Here is a 17,270-nt window from a genome sequence, read left to right as displayed (position 1 = left end):
ATGTAACCTTACCTATGTCGGCATTTCCCGACACTTTACTTTTAGGTGCAAGCGCTGAGTTTATTGCCGGATAGCGGCGTGAACGCCTTATCCGGCCTACAACCGCATTTCCCCGTAAGCCTGATAAGCGTAGCGTCATCAGGCGGCAGACAAAAAAAGCCCCTCACGAAGAGGGGCTTGATGATCATAGGCTAATTATCCAAGCTGTTTACGCGCGTTGCGGAAGATACGCATCCACGGGCTGTCCTCGCCCCAGTTTTCCGGGTGCCAGGAGTTGCTCACGGTACGGAACACGCGTTCCGGGTGCGGCATCATAATGGTGACGCGACCATTTTCAGTGGTCACAGCAGTAATACCATTCGGCGAACCGTTCGGGTTAGCCGGGTAAGCCTCGGTCACCTTACCGAAGTTATCGACGTAGCGCAGTGCCACCAGACCTTTGCTCTCAAGCTGAGCCAGATGCGCACCGTCACGCACTTCCACACGGCCTTCACCGTGAGAAACGGCAATCGGCATCATCGACCCCACCATATCGGCAAGCAGTAAAGACGGGCTTTGCGTCACTTCGACCAGGCTGAAGCGGGCTTCAAAGCGGTCGGAGTTGTTACGCACAAAGCGCGGCCACAGGTCGCTTCCGGGGATTAGCTCACGCAGGTTAGACATCATCTGGCAACCGTTACACACTCCGAGCGCCAGGGTTTGCGGGCGATGGAAGAAGGTTTCGAACTCATCACGCACGCGGTTGTTGAACAAAATTGACTTCGCCCATCCTTCCCCTGCGCCGAGTACATCGCCGTAAGAGAAGCCGCCGCAGGCTACCAGCGCCTGGAAGTTACCCAGGCCGATGCGTCCACCCAGCAGATCGCTCATGTGTACATCGATGGCGTCAAAGCCCGCACGGTGGAAAGCTGCTGCCATCTCAACGTGGGAGTTCACGCCCTGCTCGCGCAGCACGGCCACTTTCGGACGCGCCCCGGTGGCGATATACGGCGCGGCAACATCGTCGTTAATATCGAACGTCAGTTTGACGTTGAGACCCGGATCGGCATCGTTGGTTTTAGCGTCGTGTTCCTGATCGGCGCATTCCGGGTTATCGCGCAGACGCTGCATCTGCCAGGTGGTTTCCGCCCACCACATACGCATCGTGGTGCGACTTTCGCTGAACACCACATGACCATCTGCTTCGACCACGAAGCGGTCGCCCTGCACGGCTTTCCCCAGATAGTGCACGCAATTGGCCAGGCCATGTTGAGCCAGCAACGCCTCAACCGCTTCACGATCACCTGCGCGAACCTGAATCACCGCGCCCAGCTCTTCGTTAAACAGCGCCGCCAGACGATCTTCACCCAGAGAGTGGATATCAGCTTCAATACCGCAGTGACCAGTGAAGGCCATTTCCGCCAGCGTCACCAGCAAGCCACCGTCGGAGCGATCGTGGTAGGCCAGCAGCTTACGTTGTGCGACCAGCGCCTGAATGGCGTCGTAGAAGCCTTTCAGTTGCGCTACGTTACGCACATCGGCAGGCTTATCCCCCAGTTGACGGTAAACCTGCGCCAGCGCCGTCGCACCAAGCGCGTTGTGACCCAGACCAAGGTCAATCAGCAACAGGGCGTTATCTTCAGTAGAAAGCTGCGGGGTAATGGTGTGGCGCACATCTTCCACGCGGGCAAAGGCGGTGATCACCAGCGATAGCGGCGAGGTCATTTCACGCTGTTCGTTGTCTTCCTGCCAGCGGGTTTTCATAGACATAGAGTCTTTGCCCACCGGAATGGTCAGGCCAAGCGCCGGACATAATTCTTCCCCAACGGCTTTTACCGCTTCGTACAGTCCGGCGTCTTCGCCAGGGTGACCTGCAGCCGCCATCCAGTTGGCCGACAGTTTAATGCGTTTGATATCGCCAATCTGCGTTGCCGCAATGTTGGTCAGCGCCTCACCTACAGCCAGACGCGCAGAGGCTGAGAAGTCGAGCAATGCGACTGGCGCGCGCTCGCCGAGAGACATCGCTTCGCCGTAGTAGCTATCGAGGCTTGCGGTAGTGACCGCGCAGTTGGCGACCGGGATCTGCCATGGACCAACCATCTGGTCACGCGCCACCATACCGGTAACGGTACGGTCACCGATAGTCACGAGGAACGTTTTCTCCGCGACAGTCGGCAGATGCAGCACGCGGTTAACCGCATCTGCAATCGAGATTTCACTACGATCCAGTGCATCGCCTTTGGCTTTCAGCGTCTGCACATCGCGGGTCATTTTCGGTGTTTTACCCAGCAGCACATCGAGTGGCATGTCGATCGGCTGGTTGTCGAAGTGGCTGTCGCTCAAGGTCAGATGCTGTTCTTCGGTTGCTTCACCGATGACCGCGTACGGCGCGCGCTCGCGCTTACACAGTTCGTCAAACAGCGGCAATTGATCGGCAGCAACCGCCAGCACGTAGCGCTCCTGGGACTCGTTACACCAGATTTCCAGCGGGCTCATACCCGGCTCATCGCTGAGGATATCGCGCAGCTGGAACTTACCGCCGCGACCGCCATCGCTTACCAGCTCCGGCATGGCGTTAGACAGACCACCCGCGCCAACGTCATGGATAAACAGAATTGGGTTCGCATCGCCCATCTGCCAGCAACGGTCGATAACTTCCTGGCAACGACGTTCCATTTCCGGGTTGTCACGCTGTACAGAAGCGAAATCAAGATCGGCATCAGACTGGCCAGAAGCCATAGAGGAGGCTGCCCCGCCGCCAAGGCCAATGTTCATCGCCGGGCCGCCGAGGACGATCAGCTTGGCGCCAACGACGATCTCGCCCTTCTGCACGTGATCGGCACGGATGTTACCGATCCCGCCTGCCAGCATGATCGGTTTATGGTAACCGCGCAGCTCTTCGCCGTTATGGCTGTTGACCTTTTCTTCATAGGTACGGAAGTAGCCGGTCAGCGCCGGGCGACCAAATTCGTTGTTAAACGCCGCGCCGCCCAGCGGGCCTTCGGTCATGATGTCGAGCGCGGTGACAATACGATCCGGCTTACCAAAGTCCTCTTCCCAAGGCTGTTCAAAGCCAGGAATACGCAGGTTGGAGACGGAGAAGCCTACCAGCCCGGCTTTCGGTTTTGCACCACGACCAGTTGCACCCTCATCGCGGATTTCTCCGCCGGAGCCGGTTGCCGCACCTGGCCACGGAGAGATAGCCGTCGGGTGGTTATGAGTTTCTACCTTCATCAGGATGTGGGCTGGTTCCTGATGGAAATCGTAGCGGCCGGTTTTGTGATCGGCAAAATAGCGACCCACTTCAGAACCTTCCATTACCGCGGCGTTGTCTTTATAGGCAGACAGCACGTGGTCCGGCGTGGTTTCGAAGGTATTCTTGATCATCTTGAACAGCGACTTAGGCTGTTGTTTACCGTCAATAACCCAGTCGGCGTTAAAAATCTTGTGGCGGCAGTGCTCGGAGTTGGCCTGCGCAAACATGTACAGTTCAATGTCGTTCGGGTTGCGCCCCAGTTTGGTGAACGCATCCTGCAGATAGTCAATTTCGTCTTCCGCCAGCGCCAGACCCAGACGCAGGTTAGCGTCGATCAGCGCCTGACGCCCCTCACCCAGTAGATCAACGCTGGAGACCGGCGCCGGTTGGTGATGGACAAACAGTTTTTCGGCATCGTTCAGCGCAGAGAAAACCGTTTCCATCATGCGGTCGTGCAGTTCGTCGGCCACCATCTGCCATTGCTCAGCGGTCAGTGTAGAGGCTTCTACATACCAGGCAATGCCACGTTCCAGGCGGCTAATCTGGTGCAGACCGCAGTTGTGGGCAATATCAGTCGCTTTAGAAGACCACGGGGAGATGGTGCCAGGGCGAGGCGTAACCAGCAGCAGTTTTCCTTCCGGGGCGTGGCTTTGCAGAGCAGGACCATATTTCAGCAGGCGTGCAAGCTGCGCGTGCTCATCTTCATTTAACGGTGCATTCAGATCGGCAAAATGGACGTACTCGGCGTAAATATTGTGGACCTGGAGGTTGGCAGCCTGAAAACGTGCCAGCAGTTTGTTAATACGGAATGCAGACAGTGCAGGTGAACCACGCAGAATTTCCATCATAAGTCTCTCGTCTTCTAAGCTTTCGGTGTGCCCAAGTGGGGAAACGGGCGTCATTATAAAGAATCTACCGCGCCGACGAAACCGTTTGCGTCGAAATAAAATCACGACCGTCACTTATCATCAAATGCGGTCAGATTTCTGAATAAGTTGCCAACTGACGCAAGTTTAAGCAAAATGCCGTTCATTAATGACGACTTCACTTCTTAATCAGCACCACAGCAGGCAGAGAAAACGTACGGTTCAGAGAATTAACTAATTGAAAAAATTAAAGATTAATTATCTGTTCATCGGCATATTGACGCTGTTGTTGGCAGCGGCCCTTTGGCCATCTATTCCCTGGTTCGGTAAAGCCGAAAATCGTATCGCCGCCATTCAGTCGCGGGGAGAGCTGCGCGTCAGTACCATCGACTCGCCGTTAACTTACGCGACCCTCAACGGCAAAAAATTCGGCCTGGATTATGAACTGGCCCAGGAATTTGCCGACTACTTAGGCGTGAAGTTAAAAGTTACCGTACGCCAGAACATCAGCCAGCTTTTTGACGACCTGGATAACGGCAATGCCGACCTGTTAGCCGCAGGCCTGGTCTATAACAGCGAGCGGGTGAAAAATTACCAGCCGGGCCCGACCTATTATTCGGTTTCACAACAGCTGGTGTACCGGGTTGGGCAATATCGCCCGCGCACGCTTGCCACCGTGAACGAAAGCCAACTGACTATCGCCCCGGGGCACGTGGTGGTTAACGACCTCCAGCAGCTAAAAGAGAAAAAATTTCCCGATCTGAGCTGGAAAGTTGATGACAAAAAGGGCACCACCGAATTGCTCGATGATGTAATCGCCGGAAAGCTGGATTACACCATTGCAGATTCTGTCGCCATCAGCTTATACCAACGCGTGCATCCTGAGCTGGCCGTGGCGCTGGACGTCTCTGACGAACAGCCGGTGACCTGGTTTAGTCGTCTGGACGATGACAACACGCTGTCTGCCGCCTTGTTGGATTTCTTTAACACCATGAATGAAGACGGTTCTCTGGCACGGCTGGAAGAGAAATATCTCGGGCATGGCGATGATTTTGACTATGTCGATACCCGCACCTTTTTGCGCGCCGTAGACAGCGTGTTGCCGGACCTTAAGCCGCTGTTTGAGAAGTATGCGCAGGAGATAGACTGGCGACTGCTGGCTGCTATCTCATATCAGGAATCACACTGGGACGCGCAGGCCACCTCTCCAACCGGCGTACGCGGACTGATGATGCTGACCAAAAATACTGCTCAAAGTCTCGGGCTGACTGACCGTACCGATGCAGAACAGAGCATCAGCGGCGGCGCGCGATACTTGCAGGATATGATGAGTAAAGTACCGGATACCGTCCCCGAAGGAGAACGCATCTGGTTTGCCCTTGCAGCCTATAACATGGGTTATGCGCACATGCTTGATGCGCGGGCGCTAACGGTGAAAACCAAAGGCAATCCGAACAGTTGGTCCGACGTAAAACAGCGGCTACCGCTGCTCAGCCAAAAGCCGTATTACAACAAGCTGACCTATGGCTATGCGCGTGGCCACGAAGCTTACGCCTATGTGGAAAATATCCGTAAGTACCAGATTAGCCTGGTGGGGTATCTGCAGGAGAAAGAAAAACAGGCGCAGGAAACGCAGCAACTGGCTCAGGATTACCCGGCGGTGTCACCGGCTGAGCTGTTGGGTAAAGATAAATTTCCGCTTTCAGCCTTTCTGACTCAGACGTCGTCAAACTACCTGTCGCACTCCCCTTCCCTGCTATTTTCGGCACAGAAGAAAGAGGACCAGTAGTCTGATTGGTATTTACTGATTAGCGGATTTTTTCAGGGCCTTGATTTCCTGCCGACGCATGCGAAAGAAATCACTGAGCAACGTGGCACATTCATCCCGCAGTACCCCCTCTGTCACTTCAACCCGATGATTCATCCCGGGGTGATGCAGCACATCCATTAATGACCCGGCAGCGCCCGTTTTCGCATCGCGTGCACCAAAAACGACCCGACCGATACGGCTGTGCACCATCGCGCCTGCGCACATCACGCACGGCTCCAGAGTGACGTACAGCGTGGCATCTAACAGACGGTAGTTTTGCAGCACCAGGCCGCCCTGACGCAGCGCCATAATCTCAGCGTGGGCAGTCGGATCATGATGACCTATCGGGCGGTTCCAGCCTTCGCCAATCACTCGGTTGTTATGTACCAATACCGCACCCACCGGGACTTCACGCTCATCCCAGGCGCGCTTAGCCAGCGTTAAAGCATGACGCATCCAGTATTCGTGGCTAAATTCAACATCTGACAAAGGGGTTACTCCACCAATAAAAGCGGGCGCATTATACACAGACGCTATCGTTTACTCTATTCGAGTTGTTGCAGCTCTCCGCGCGGCGTGACGCGCCAGCGATGCTGGCAAAAAGAGAGTAACGGATTATCCTGCTTACTGTCGCTGTAGCCGCTGTAGAGAGACAACGGTGCGCCAATCTGCCGCTCCAGTTGCGTCACTTTCTCATGGCCCAGACAGCGCAGAGTCAGCACCCAGCCGCCGTATCCCCGCGCCATTTTGCTGGCGATCAGATTGACTCGCGGTAGCCACGGAGTATCAAAGTAAACCTGCTCGACCAACGACTGCGGAGAGCCGGTGATAAGCCAGATGTCAGCGTCAGAGCTTAACAGGTAGGTTGTCAGGCGCTGCTGAACGAGCGGAAACGCCGTCACGTTACTGCGAAACCAGCGCACAAAGTCGGCCTGATGCGCTTTCAGACGCGCCTCGCTGCGACCAAAAGTGCATCCCCATAACAGCAGGCTCATTGGCCAGCGGGCGGCGCGCCCTTGTATCAGCAATGCCAGCGCAATCACCGGTAGCAGAGGCAGCACCAGCAACGCGTTCAGCGGCTGGCGACGCAGCAGATAACGAATAAAACTACCGAACATATCCTGCTGGTGTAACGTGCCATCCAAATCAAAAAAGACAACGCGGCGCTGGTGATTGGTCAAACCTTATTCCTCTGGATCAGTGAATCCCAATAGCCAGGTAAACAGGAACCCGGCGATAACTGCTACCAGATAGCCTAACAGATAGAACATCACTTTTCCGGCAACAATCGTCAGTGCCAGCGGTAATCCGGAGATGCCAAACGTGATGACCGTCGCCACCTTCCAGTAGCTAATAAGCGCTCCACCAACCGCGCCACCAAGACATGCACCGATAAACGGCTTACCCAACGGCAGCGTTACGCCAAAAATCAGCGGCTCGCCTATACCCAGCAGTCCGACAGGCAGTGCACCTTTGATTACTTTTTTTAACCGCGCATTTCGGGTTTTCATCAGAACCGCGATCGCAGCACCTATTTGCCCAACGCCCGCCATCGCCAGGATCGGAAAGAGCGCGTTATAACCGTGTGCCTGAACCAGCTCAACATGGATGGGCACCAATCCCTGATGAAGTCCAGTGAGCACCAACGGCAGGAAGGTTCCTGCCAGCACGGCACCGACCAGAAAACCGCCGCGATCGATAGCCCAGGATGCGCCGTGAGCAATAGACTCAGAAATCCAGCCGCCAAGCGGTTGCAGCGCCACAATCGCGATTACGCCGGTAATGATGGTAGTCAGCAGCGGATTAAGGATAAGCTCCAGTGATTCTGGCAACAGCTCGCGGAATTTGCGTTCGATCCAACACATCAACGCCACCACCAGCAGTACCGCGATCACTCCGCCGCGCCCCGGCTGCAACGCTTCGCCAAACAGCGTGATTTGTGCCAGTTGCGGGCTGGAGAGGATCCCCGCCATAACCCCGCCCATCGCCAGGGAACCACCGAAAACTTTGGCGGTATTCACCCCGACCAGAATATTCATAATGGCAAACACGGCGCTGCCAAATATGCCCATCAACCCCAGCATATTCGGATAGTGGGTCGCAAAATCCCCCACGATGTCCGGGCGCTTAAGGATGTTAATAATGCCGGTAATCAAACCGGAGGCGATAAACGCCGGAATAAGAGGGATAAAGACGTTCGCCAGCTTGCGCAGCGCATCGCTCATCGGCGCTTTGTACTTCGCTTTGGCCTCTGACTTTGTGCGCTCGATATCATTGGCACCTGCTCGCTCGCCGCCATCGGCAATCAGGGAACGCATGGCATCCACCACTTTGGCCGCTTTACCGGGGCCAACAATAATCTGGTGCTGCGCGCCCTGCTTCACGTAGCCGCTGACACCGGGCAGTTGCTTGAGACGAGGGATATCGAGCTGTCCATCATCCTGAACTTCAACCCTGACGCGGGTCATACAGTTTTCCAGGCGCAGAATATTTTTCTCTCCGCCAACACCCAGTAGAATATCGCTGGCCAGCACCGCCGTCTTATCCATATACACCTCTTAGTGTTCTAACGCCGCGCGTAAAAAACCCTGGTGAGCGGCAAGCTTTTCGCGGGCCGCAGCGGCGTCAAGGCCGGTGAGCGCCATTAAAATAGCTGGCTTAACGTCAAAATCAGTCTGCTTTAGCAGCGCTTGCGCCTGTTCACGCGCAATGCCCGTGGCTTCAACCACCATGCGGCACGCCCGATCGATCAGTTTGACGTTGGTTGCCTGCATGTCCACCATCAGGTTCTGATAAACCTTACCGAACTTCACCATCGCCCCGGTGGAGATCATATTGAGCACCAGCTTTTGCGCGGTGCCGGATTTCAGTCGTGTTGACCCGGTCAGCGCCTCTGGCCCCACTACCGGAGAAATGGCGATATCCGCTTCATGCGCGATAGGGGAATCCGGATTGCAAGAAATAGCCACCGTCGTACAGCCAACCGAACGCGCATATTTCAGCCCACCAATTACATACGGCGTGCGACCAGATGCGGCCAGCCCCACCACCAGATCCTGCGCGGTAAGATTGAGCGCACGTAGATCGTCTTCACCTAACTGTGGGTTATCTTCCGCACCCTCAACCGCCTTCAGCAGCGCGCCCGGTCCCCCGGCAATCAATCCAACCACCAGACCGTGTGGAACGCCGAAGGTCGGTGGGCATTCAGACGCATCCAGTACCCCGAGACGCCCGCTGGTCCCCGCTCCCATGTAAATAATGCGACCACCTGCTTTTAGCGCGTTAGCTGCCGCATCGACCGCACACGCAACTTGAGGCAGAGTTGCTTTTACTGCTTCGGCTACCAGCGTATCCTGTTGATTAAAACGATGAACCAACTCCAGCGTGGAGAGCGCATCCAGGTCCATGGTCTGTGGATTGCGGGTTTCTGAAACTAATGCACCTAGATTCATTTTTTGTTCCTTAGGAATTTTTAATTCATAATAATCTGCCATAATGGAATATTATATTCATCCAGGCGAATGAAATTTTGTTTTGTAATCGCCATCACGTTTTCGCCAGGAGACAGCATGAACTGTTTAATTCGCATTCGTCAGCGTTACCCGGACCTCGCGCAAAGCGATAAAAAATTGGCGGATTATCTCCTTTCCCAGCCGGATACTGCGCGTCATCTCAGTTCGCAACAGTTGGCCGCAGAGGCGGGCGTCAGCCAGTCCAGCGTGGTGAAGTTCGCGCAAAAGATGGGTTTTAAAGGATTTCCTGCACTCAAACTAGCGATCAGCGAAGCGCTGGCCAGCAATCCCAACCCCCATTCCATTCCGGTACATAATCAGATTCGCGGTGACGATCCTATGCGTCTGGTGGGGGAAAAGTTGATTCAGGAGAACGTGGCGGCGATGCATGCGACGCTGGACGTCAACAGCGAAGAAAAACTGATGGAGAGCGTCACAATGTTGCGCTCAGCCCGGCGCATTATCGTGACCGGGATTGGCGCATCGGGTCTGGTGGCACAGAATTTTGCCTGGAAGTTGCTGAAGATTGGTTTTAACGCGGTGGTGGAACGCGATATGCACGCCCTGCTGGCGACGGTGCAAGCGCTTTCGCCCAACGATCTGCTGCTGGCCATTTCGTATACCGGAGAGCGCCGCGAGCTCAACCTGGCTGCGGATGAAACGTTGCGCACCGGCGCGAAAATCCTCGCCATCACTGGATTTACACCCAATGCCCTGCAGCAACGGGCAAGTCATTGTCTGTACACGATTGCCGAGGAGCAGGCCACGCGCAGCGCAGCGATTTCTTCCACTCATGCGCAAATGATGCTCACTGATTTACTGTTTATGGCTCTGGTGCAGCAGGATCTGGAGCATGCTCCGGAACGTATTCGCCACAGCGAAGCTCTGGTAAAAAAACTGGTCTGAGCAAAGAATGCGCGTATAATGCCCGCCCGATTTGTGATGTTTTGAGAGTTTCCTGATGGCCCTGTTAATCACTAAAAAGTGTATCAATTGCGATATGTGCGAGCCCGAATGCCCGAATGAGGCGATTTCGATGGGTGATAGCATTTACGAGATTAACAGCGACAAGTGTACGGAATGCGTAGGCCATTACGACACGCCAACCTGCCAGAAGGTGTGCCCGATCCCCAATACTATTTTGAAAGATCCGGCACATGTCGAAACAGAAGAGCAGTTGTGGGATAAGTTTGTGCTGATGCACCACGCCGATAAACTTTAACCGCGTCGCCATCCGGCAACGTGCAGAATCTAACTCTCGATAATCACCGTGGCGCAGGCGTAGTGACGCTCATCGGCCAGCGTCACATGCATATGCGCGACGCCGAGTTTTTCCGCCAGTTTTAACGCCTCTCCCCATAATCGCAGACGCGGCTTACCGAGTTCGTCATTAAAGACTTCAAACTGATTAAACGCCAGCCCATTGCGAATACCCGTGCCAAAGGCTTTTGCTGCCGCCTCTTTGACTGCAAAACGCTTCGCCAGGAAACGCACCGGCTGCTGATGCGTTTCCCAGATTGCCCATTCGTTGTCGCTGAGCACACGTCTTGCCAGGCGGTCGCCGGAACGGGAGATTACCGCTTCGATGCGGGCAATCTCCACGATATCCGTACCTAATCCCAAAATCGCCATTAGCCACGCGCTTCCAGCATCAGGCGTTTCATTTCCACCACAGCATCTTTCAGACCGCTCATCACCGCGCGTCCGATAATGGCATGGCCAATGTTCAACTCATGCATTTCCGGGATCCGTGCGATAGCTTTAACGTTGTGATACGTCAGGCCGTGGCCCGCATTCACCTTCAGGCCAAGGCTGGCGGCAAAAGTTGCCGCTTTGGCGATACGCGCCAGTTCGCTGGCCTGCTCTGCGTCGGTTTTCGCATCGGCGTAACAGCCGGTGTGAATTTCAATAAACGGCGCGCCAACTTCCGCAGCGGCCTTAATCTGTTCTTCGTCGGCATCGATAAACAGCGAAACCAGAATGCCTGCGTCCGCCAGGCGTTTGCAGGCATCGCGCATCTTGTCACGCTGACCGGCGACGTCCAGACCACCTTCAGTGGTAACTTCCTGACGTTTTTCCGGCACCAGGCAGCAAAAATGCGGCTTAGTCTCAACGGCAATCGCCAGCATCTCTTCGGTGACTGCCATTTCCAGATTCATGCGCGTATCCAGCGTCTGGCGCAAAATACGTACGTCACGGTCAGTGATATGGCGACGGTCTTCACGCAGGTGTACGGTAATACCGTCCGCGCCCGCCTGTTCAACGATAAACGCTGCCTGAACCGGGTCCGGATATGCGGTACCGCGTGCATTACGTAACGTGGCAATGTGGTCAATATTGACGCCTAACAGTAATTCAGCCATGACAATCCTCGTTAATCATTATTTGTTTTTACTGCGCGTTTTGGCATAAATTGCCGGAACAGTTCCCGGCTTTTTAACGGCTTACCACCAAGATACGGCTTTAACGCCATGCGGGTAAAGCGTTTCGCGGCGCGTAACGTATCGACATCAGGAAATTCACGCGACTCAAGTGCTTTGAGATGGCGTCCGGTAAAGGTATTGTTATCAATAACGACGCTGGCAATAAACCCTTTTTCTTCCCGGTAACGATAGGTCATAGTGTCGTCTACCGGCTCGCCGCTGCCCGCACAGTGGGTAAAATCGACGCCGTACCCCAGATGTCCAAGTAAGGCCAGCTCAAAGCGACGCAATGCAGGTTCTGGCGAACCCGTCGCGCCAGCCAGCGCCTGAATACAGTTCAGGTAATCGAAAAAGAGTTCAGAAAAGCGGGTTTCGTACTCGAGTACGCGCGAGACAAGCTCGTTGATATACAAGCCGCTGTACAGCGTGATACCGCTAAGAGGGAGTGCCAGAGAAACAGCTTCAGCACTACGTAGGGTTTTGACCTCTCCACGCCCACCAAAGCGAAGCAACAACGGGGTAAAAGGCTGGAGCGCGCCTTTGAGATTAGAACGTTTGGAACGTGCGCCTTTAGCCACCAGACGCACGCGACCCGACTCTTCCGTGAAGACGTCCAGCACGAGACTGGTTTCGCTCCAGGGGCGACTATGCAAGACAAAGGCTCGTTGCCATCCTTCCATATACTCGCCGTGTTTCAGAAGATGGGTTTAGACGTCGTCGCCGTAACCGAGGCTACGCAGCGCGCGTTCGTCATCGGCCCAGCCAGATTTCACTTTCACCCACAGTTCGAGGTGAACGGGCGCTTCGAACATCTCCTGCATGTCTTTACGCGCTTCGATGCCGATGGTTTTGATCTTGGCCCCTTTGTTGCCAATAACCATCTTCTTCTGCCCTTCACGTTCAACGAGGATCAGACCGTTAATATCGTAACCACCGCGCTCGTTGGAGATAAAACGCTCAATTTCCACGGTAACGGAGTACGGCAGTTCAGCACCCAGAAAACGCATCAGCTTTTCACGGATGATTTCAGAGGCCATAAAGCGCTGAGAACGGTCGGTGATGTAATCTTCCGGGAAGTGATGAATAGCTTCCGGCAAATGCTTACGCACGATGCCCGCAACGGTATCGACATTCAAGCCGGTTTCGGCAGAAATCGGCACGATATCAAGGAAGTTCATCTGGCTTGCCAGGAACTGCAGGTGCGGCAACAGATCGGCTTTTTCCTGAACGTTGTCTACTTTGTTCACAGCCAGAATAACCGGGGCTTTGCCATCACGCAGCTTGTTGAGCACCATTTCGTCGTCCGGCGTCCAGCGGGTGCCTTCCACAACGAAAATAACCAGTTCAACATCACCGATCGAGCTGCTCGCCGCTTTGTTCATCAGGCGGTTGATCGCTCGTTTTTCTTCCATATGCAGGCCCGGGGTATCAACATAAATCGCCTGATACGCGCCTTCAGTATGGATGCCAACAATACGGTGACGTGTTGTCTGAGCCTTACGTGAGGTAATAGAAATCTTCTGCCCAAGCAGATTATTCAACAGGGTGGATTTGCCGACGTTCGGGCGACCGACGATGGCAATAAATCCGCAGTAAGTTTTCTCTTCGCTCATTCCAGCTCCAGTTTTTTTAACGCCTGTTCGGCGGCAGCCTGCTCAGCCTTACGACGGCTCGAACCTGTGCCAACCACCGGTTCACTCAGGCCGCTGACCTGGCAGTGGATAGTAAATTCTTGATCGTGTGCTTCACCACGGACCTGTACCACCAAATAAGACGGCAGAGGCAGGTGGCGACCCTGCAAATATTCCTGCAGGCGCGTTTTCGGATCTTTTTGTTTGTCGCCTGGGCTAATTTCATCCAGACGAGTTTGATACCAGTTCAGGATTAATTGCTCAACGGTTTGAATATCGCTGTCGAGGAAGACGCCGCCGATCAAGGCTTCAACGGTATCGGCCAGGATCGATTCACGACGGAAGCCGCCGCTTTTCAGCTCACCAGGCCCCAAACGTAAACATTCACCGAGGTCAAACTCACGGGCTAATTCAGCCAGCGTATTGCCGCGAACCAGCGTTGCGCGCATGCGGCTCATGTCACCTTCGTCCACTCGTGGGAAACGGTGATACAGCGCATTAGCGATAACAAAGCTCAAAATAGAGTCGCCCAGAAATTCTAAACGCTCGTTATGTTTGCTGCTGGCGCTCCGGTGAGTTAATGCCTGCTGCAAAAGCTCCTGATGATTAAAAGTGTAGCCCAGCTTCCGTTGAAGCCGATTAATTACGATGGGGTTCATGCGATACCAATAAATGAATGCGTCAACAATTCAGCACACGAAACAGACCTGATATACGCACTTTGCGGAGCCATCTGGCTTCGCCTGCATGCTTTTATATACAAACCAACGCTGTTTCGTGTGCCGTGGCAACCTGTCGGTGCCAACCTAAAACTTCGGGGGAATATTCTATACACAACGACAAGGGATGTCGTTAGTCTGCGGGAATTTATCCGAGAAATAATTCACGCTGCCGCCGTAATGACGACAACGTGAACGATTATCGGTGATTAGTGAATGCCACCAATACGGCTTAAACGCACACCGGTCGGCCATTCACCTTCTTGCTTATCGAAACTCATCCAGATAGCGGTCGCTTTACCCACCAGATTCGCTTCCGGCACAAATCCCCAGTAACGGCTGTCCGCGCTGTTGTCACGGTTATCACCCATCATGAAGTAGTGCCCTGGCGGGACGATCCAGGTTGCCAGTTGCTGACCAGGCTGGCGGTAATACATTCCCACCTGATCCTGCGCGATTGGCACGGTCAGAATGCGGTGCGTAACCTCACCCAGCGTTTCTTTACGCTCAGAGAGACGAATACCGTTCTCTTTCGTTTCGTTCGGCGGAACTTCAAAGAAGCCACTGGTCGCTTCCCCACCGTTACGGCGCGCAAAGGTCTGTACGAAATCACTTGGCTGAACATCCGAATACGTTACCGGCAGCGCGTTTTCACACGCCTGACCGGAACGGCATCCTGGCTGAATAGTCACTTCTTTCGCCACTGGATCGTACGTTACTTTGTCTCCCGGTAAACCGACAGCACGTTTAATGTAGTCCAGGCGCGGATCTTCCGGGTATTTAAACACCACGATATCACCGCGTTTCGGATGACCGGTTTCGATCAGCGTTTTCTGGTAAATCGGATCTTTAATCCCGTAGGCGAATTTCTCCACCAGGATAAAGTCACCGATAAGCAGCGTCGGCATCATCGAACCTGACGGGATCTGGAACGGCTCATAAATAAATGAACGTACCACCAGCACAATCGCCAGTACCGGGAAAACGGATGCCCCGGTTTCCAGCCAGCCCGGCTTAGGGGATACTTTTTTCAGCGTTGCTTTATCCAGTGAATCACCTGCAGCAGCTTGCGCTGCTGCCTGACGCTCCCGGCGTTTTGGTGCGAAGATGAATTTATCTACGCACCATAAAATGCCCGTCACCAGTGTGGCAATCACCAGAATCAGGGCAAACATGTTCGCCATGCCAACTCCTTAAGATTATTTGCTGTCTTTACCGACATGCAGAATGGCGAGGAACGCTTCCTGCGGCAGTTCGACGTTACCGATCTGCTTCATGCGCTTTTTACCCTCTTTCTGTTTTTGCAGCAGCTTTTTCTTACGGCTGATATCACCGCCGTAGCATTTCGCCAGAACGTTTTTACGCAACTGCTTAACCGTTGAACGCGCGATGATGTGCGTACCAATGGCCGCCTGGATCGCGATATCAAACTGCTGGCGAGGGATTAGATCTTTCATCTTCTCAACCAGTTCACGGCCACGGCTCTGGGAGTTGTCGCGGTGAGTAATCAGCGCCAGCGCATCGACACGTTCGTTGTTGATAAGGACATCAACGCGCACCATGTCAGACGCCTGGAAGCGTTTGAAGTTATAGTCCAGCGACGCATAGCCGCGAGAGGTCGACTTCAGACGGTCGAAGAAATCGAGTACTACTTCCGCCATCGGAATCTCATACGTCAGCGCCACCTGGTTACCGTGGTAAACCATGTTGGTCTGGACGCCACGCTTCTCGATACACAGGGTGATGACGTTGCCAAGGTAAGCCTGCGGCAGCAGCATGTGACACTCAGCGATCGGCTCACGCAGTTCGTAGATGTTGTTCAGCGGCGGCAGCTTGGACGGGCTATCGACGTAGATAGTCTCTTTCGCCGTGGTTTCGACTTCGTAGACTACGGTCGGCGCGGTAGTGATCAGATCCAGATCGTATTCACGCTCCAGACGTTCCTGAATGATCTCCATGTGCAGCAGACCAAGGAAGCCACAACGGAAGCCGAAGCCCAGCGCGGTAGAGCTTTCCGGTTCGTAGAACAGGGAGGCGTCGTTCAGGCTCAGCTTGCCAAGCGCGTCACGGAAGTTTTCATAGTCGTCAGAGCTGACCGGGAACAGACCGGCGTAAACCTGTGGCTTCACTTTTTTAAAGCCTGGCAGCGGTTTGTCTGCCGGGTTACGCGCCTGCGTCAGGGTATCGCCAACCGGCGCGCCGAGGATGTCTTTAATCGCACAAACCAACCAACCTACCTCGCCGCATTTCAGCTCGGTACGGTCAACCTGTTTTGGCGTAAAGATCCCCAGGCGGTCGGCGTTATAGACCTGACCGGTGCTCATTACTTTAATTTTGTCGCCTTTACGCATGGTGCCGTTTTTAATACGCACCAGCGACACCACGCCAAGGTAGTTGTCGAACCAGGAGTCGATAATCAGCGCCTGTAATGGGCCTTCCGGATCACCTTCCGGCGGCGGAATGTCGCGTACCAGACGTTCAAGAACGTCAGTGACGCCAACGCCGGTTTTCGCCGAGCAGCGAACGGCATCTGTCGCATCGATACCGACGATATCTTCGATCTCTTCCGCTACGCGTTCAGGATCGGCGGCCGGTAGGTCGATTTTGTTCAGAACCGGCACCACTTCCAGATCCATTTCCATGGCGGTATAGCAGTTAGCAAGGGTCTGCGCTTCTACGCCCTGCCCGGCATCAACCACCAGCAGTGCACCTTCACAGGCGGCAAGCGAGCGGGAAACTTCATACGAGAAGTCAACGTGGCCCGGGGTGTCGATAAAGTTAAGCTGATAGGTTTCACCATCAGATGCTTTGAAATCGAGCGTCACGCTCTGCGCTTTGATAGTAATACCGCGCTCACGCTCAAGATCCATCGAGTCGAGAACCTGCGCTTCCATTTCACGGTCAGACAGGCCACCGCAGATCTGGATAATACGGTCAGACAGCGTCGATTTACCGTGGTCGATGTGAGCTATGATTGAAAAGTTACGTATGTTCTTCATATAGTGTAATTATTGTGCCTTACGCCCGCCTGAGCAGGCTCTGAGAAGTCGCTGTTCTGAGCTTAACGTCTGTTT

At 54.3% G+C, this 17,270-nt stretch carries 15 protein-coding genes; 3 read left to right on the top strand and 12 right to left on the bottom strand.

Annotation, left to right across the window (positions count from 1 at the left end; genetic code table 11):
• Positions 1–195: 195 nt before the first annotated feature.
• Complete coding sequence (purL, locus tag OGV98_RS03600; protein ID WP_202581072.1) at positions 196–4,083, bottom strand: phosphoribosylformylglycinamidine synthase; 3,888 nt, start codon at positions 4,081–4,083, stop codon at positions 196–198.
• A 256-nt stretch (positions 4,084–4,339) separates the two neighbouring features.
• Here purL and mltF point away from each other — a divergent pair, with 256 nt between their 5' ends.
• Positions 4,340–5,890: a membrane-bound lytic murein transglycosylase MltF gene (mltF, locus tag OGV98_RS03595; protein ID WP_003838390.1), complete on the top strand. Its 1,551-nt coding sequence runs from the start codon at positions 4,340–4,342 to the stop codon at positions 5,888–5,890.
• A 12-nt stretch (positions 5,891–5,902) separates the two neighbouring features.
• Here mltF and tadA read toward each other — a convergent pair whose 3' ends face one another.
• Genes tadA through murQ form a run of 4 tightly spaced genes read right to left on the bottom strand, consistent with a single transcriptional unit; the run spans position 5,903 to position 9,363 of the window.
• A complete protein-coding gene (tadA, locus tag OGV98_RS03590) occupies positions 5,903–6,439 on the bottom strand; it encodes a tRNA adenosine(34) deaminase TadA (protein WP_071524296.1) in 537 nt (178 codons plus the stop codon).
• A 17-nt stretch (positions 6,440–6,456) separates the two neighbouring features.
• On the bottom strand, positions 6,457–7,092 hold the full coding sequence (gene yfhb, locus OGV98_RS03585; protein WP_003037603.1) for a phosphatidylglycerophosphatase C: 636 nt from the start codon (positions 7,090–7,092) through the stop codon (positions 6,457–6,459).
• A 3-nt stretch (positions 7,093–7,095) separates the two neighbouring features.
• Positions 7,096–8,460 (bottom strand): PTS transporter subunit EIIC, encoded by a 1,365-nt coding sequence (locus OGV98_RS03580; RefSeq protein WP_049002476.1) that lies wholly within the window; start codon positions 8,458–8,460, stop codon positions 7,096–7,098.
• A gap of 9 nt (positions 8,461–8,469) precedes the next feature.
• A complete protein-coding gene (gene murQ / locus OGV98_RS03575; RefSeq protein ID WP_032937935.1) occupies positions 8,470–9,363 on the bottom strand; it encodes an N-acetylmuramic acid 6-phosphate etherase in 894 nt (297 codons plus the stop codon).
• A gap of 117 nt (positions 9,364–9,480) precedes the next feature.
• Between murQ and OGV98_RS03570 the strand changes: the two genes are divergently transcribed.
• Positions 9,481–10,329 carry a MurR/RpiR family transcriptional regulator gene (locus tag OGV98_RS03570; RefSeq protein WP_003037593.1) on the top strand — a complete coding sequence of 283 codons (849 nt, stop codon included), beginning with the start codon at positions 9,481–9,483 and terminating at the stop codon, positions 10,327–10,329.
• A 55-nt stretch (positions 10,330–10,384) separates the two neighbouring features.
• The gene (locus OGV98_RS03565; protein WP_003037590.1) at positions 10,385–10,645 is read left to right on the top strand and encodes a YfhL family 4Fe-4S dicluster ferredoxin; all 261 of its coding nucleotides are present in this window, start codon (positions 10,385–10,387) and stop codon (positions 10,643–10,645) included.
• 29 nt (positions 10,646–10,674) lie between these two features.
• Here OGV98_RS03565 and acpS read toward each other — a convergent pair whose 3' ends face one another.
• The 7 genes from acpS to lepA all read right to left on the bottom strand — a co-directional run bounded on the left by acpS (position 10,675) and on the right by lepA (position 17,195).
• Positions 10,675–11,055, bottom strand: coding sequence for a holo-ACP synthase (acpS, locus tag OGV98_RS03560; protein ID WP_003037588.1), 381 nt, complete (start codon positions 11,053–11,055; stop codon positions 10,675–10,677).
• The gene (pdxJ, locus tag OGV98_RS03555; RefSeq protein ID WP_003838383.1) at positions 11,055–11,786 is read right to left on the bottom strand and encodes a pyridoxine 5'-phosphate synthase; all 732 of its coding nucleotides are present in this window, start codon (positions 11,784–11,786) and stop codon (positions 11,055–11,057) included. Before pdxJ ends, acpS begins: the two co-directional genes overlap by 1 nt.
• 11 nt (positions 11,787–11,797) lie before the next feature.
• Positions 11,798–12,526, bottom strand: coding sequence for a DNA repair protein RecO (gene recO / locus OGV98_RS03550; protein WP_003037583.1), 729 nt, complete (start codon positions 12,524–12,526; stop codon positions 11,798–11,800).
• Positions 12,527–12,553: 27 nt separating this feature from the next.
• Positions 12,554–13,459, bottom strand: coding sequence for a GTPase Era (era, locus tag OGV98_RS03545; RefSeq protein ID WP_003037581.1), 906 nt, complete (start codon positions 13,457–13,459; stop codon positions 12,554–12,556).
• On the bottom strand, positions 13,456–14,136 hold the full coding sequence (gene rnc, locus OGV98_RS03540) for a ribonuclease III (RefSeq protein ID WP_003037579.1): 681 nt from the start codon (positions 14,134–14,136) through the stop codon (positions 13,456–13,458). The genes era and rnc overlap by 4 nt, the downstream gene beginning before the upstream one ends.
• 269 nt (positions 14,137–14,405) lie before the next feature.
• Complete coding sequence (lepB, locus tag OGV98_RS03535) at positions 14,406–15,380, bottom strand: signal peptidase I (protein WP_003838377.1); 975 nt, start codon at positions 15,378–15,380, stop codon at positions 14,406–14,408.
• Between the two features lie 15 nt (positions 15,381–15,395).
• A complete protein-coding gene (gene lepA / locus OGV98_RS03530) occupies positions 15,396–17,195 on the bottom strand; it encodes a translation elongation factor 4 (protein ID WP_003037577.1) in 1,800 nt (599 codons plus the stop codon).
• Between the last annotated feature and the right edge of the window lie 75 nt (positions 17,196–17,270).

This window comes from Citrobacter sp. Cf136 (assembly GCF_030333815.1).
In the GTDB taxonomy this organism is placed as follows: domain Bacteria; phylum Pseudomonadota; class Gammaproteobacteria; order Enterobacterales; family Enterobacteriaceae; genus Citrobacter; species Citrobacter freundii.
Note: the sequence above shows the minus strand (reverse complement) of the source record. Positions and strands in the feature narration are given on the sequence as shown.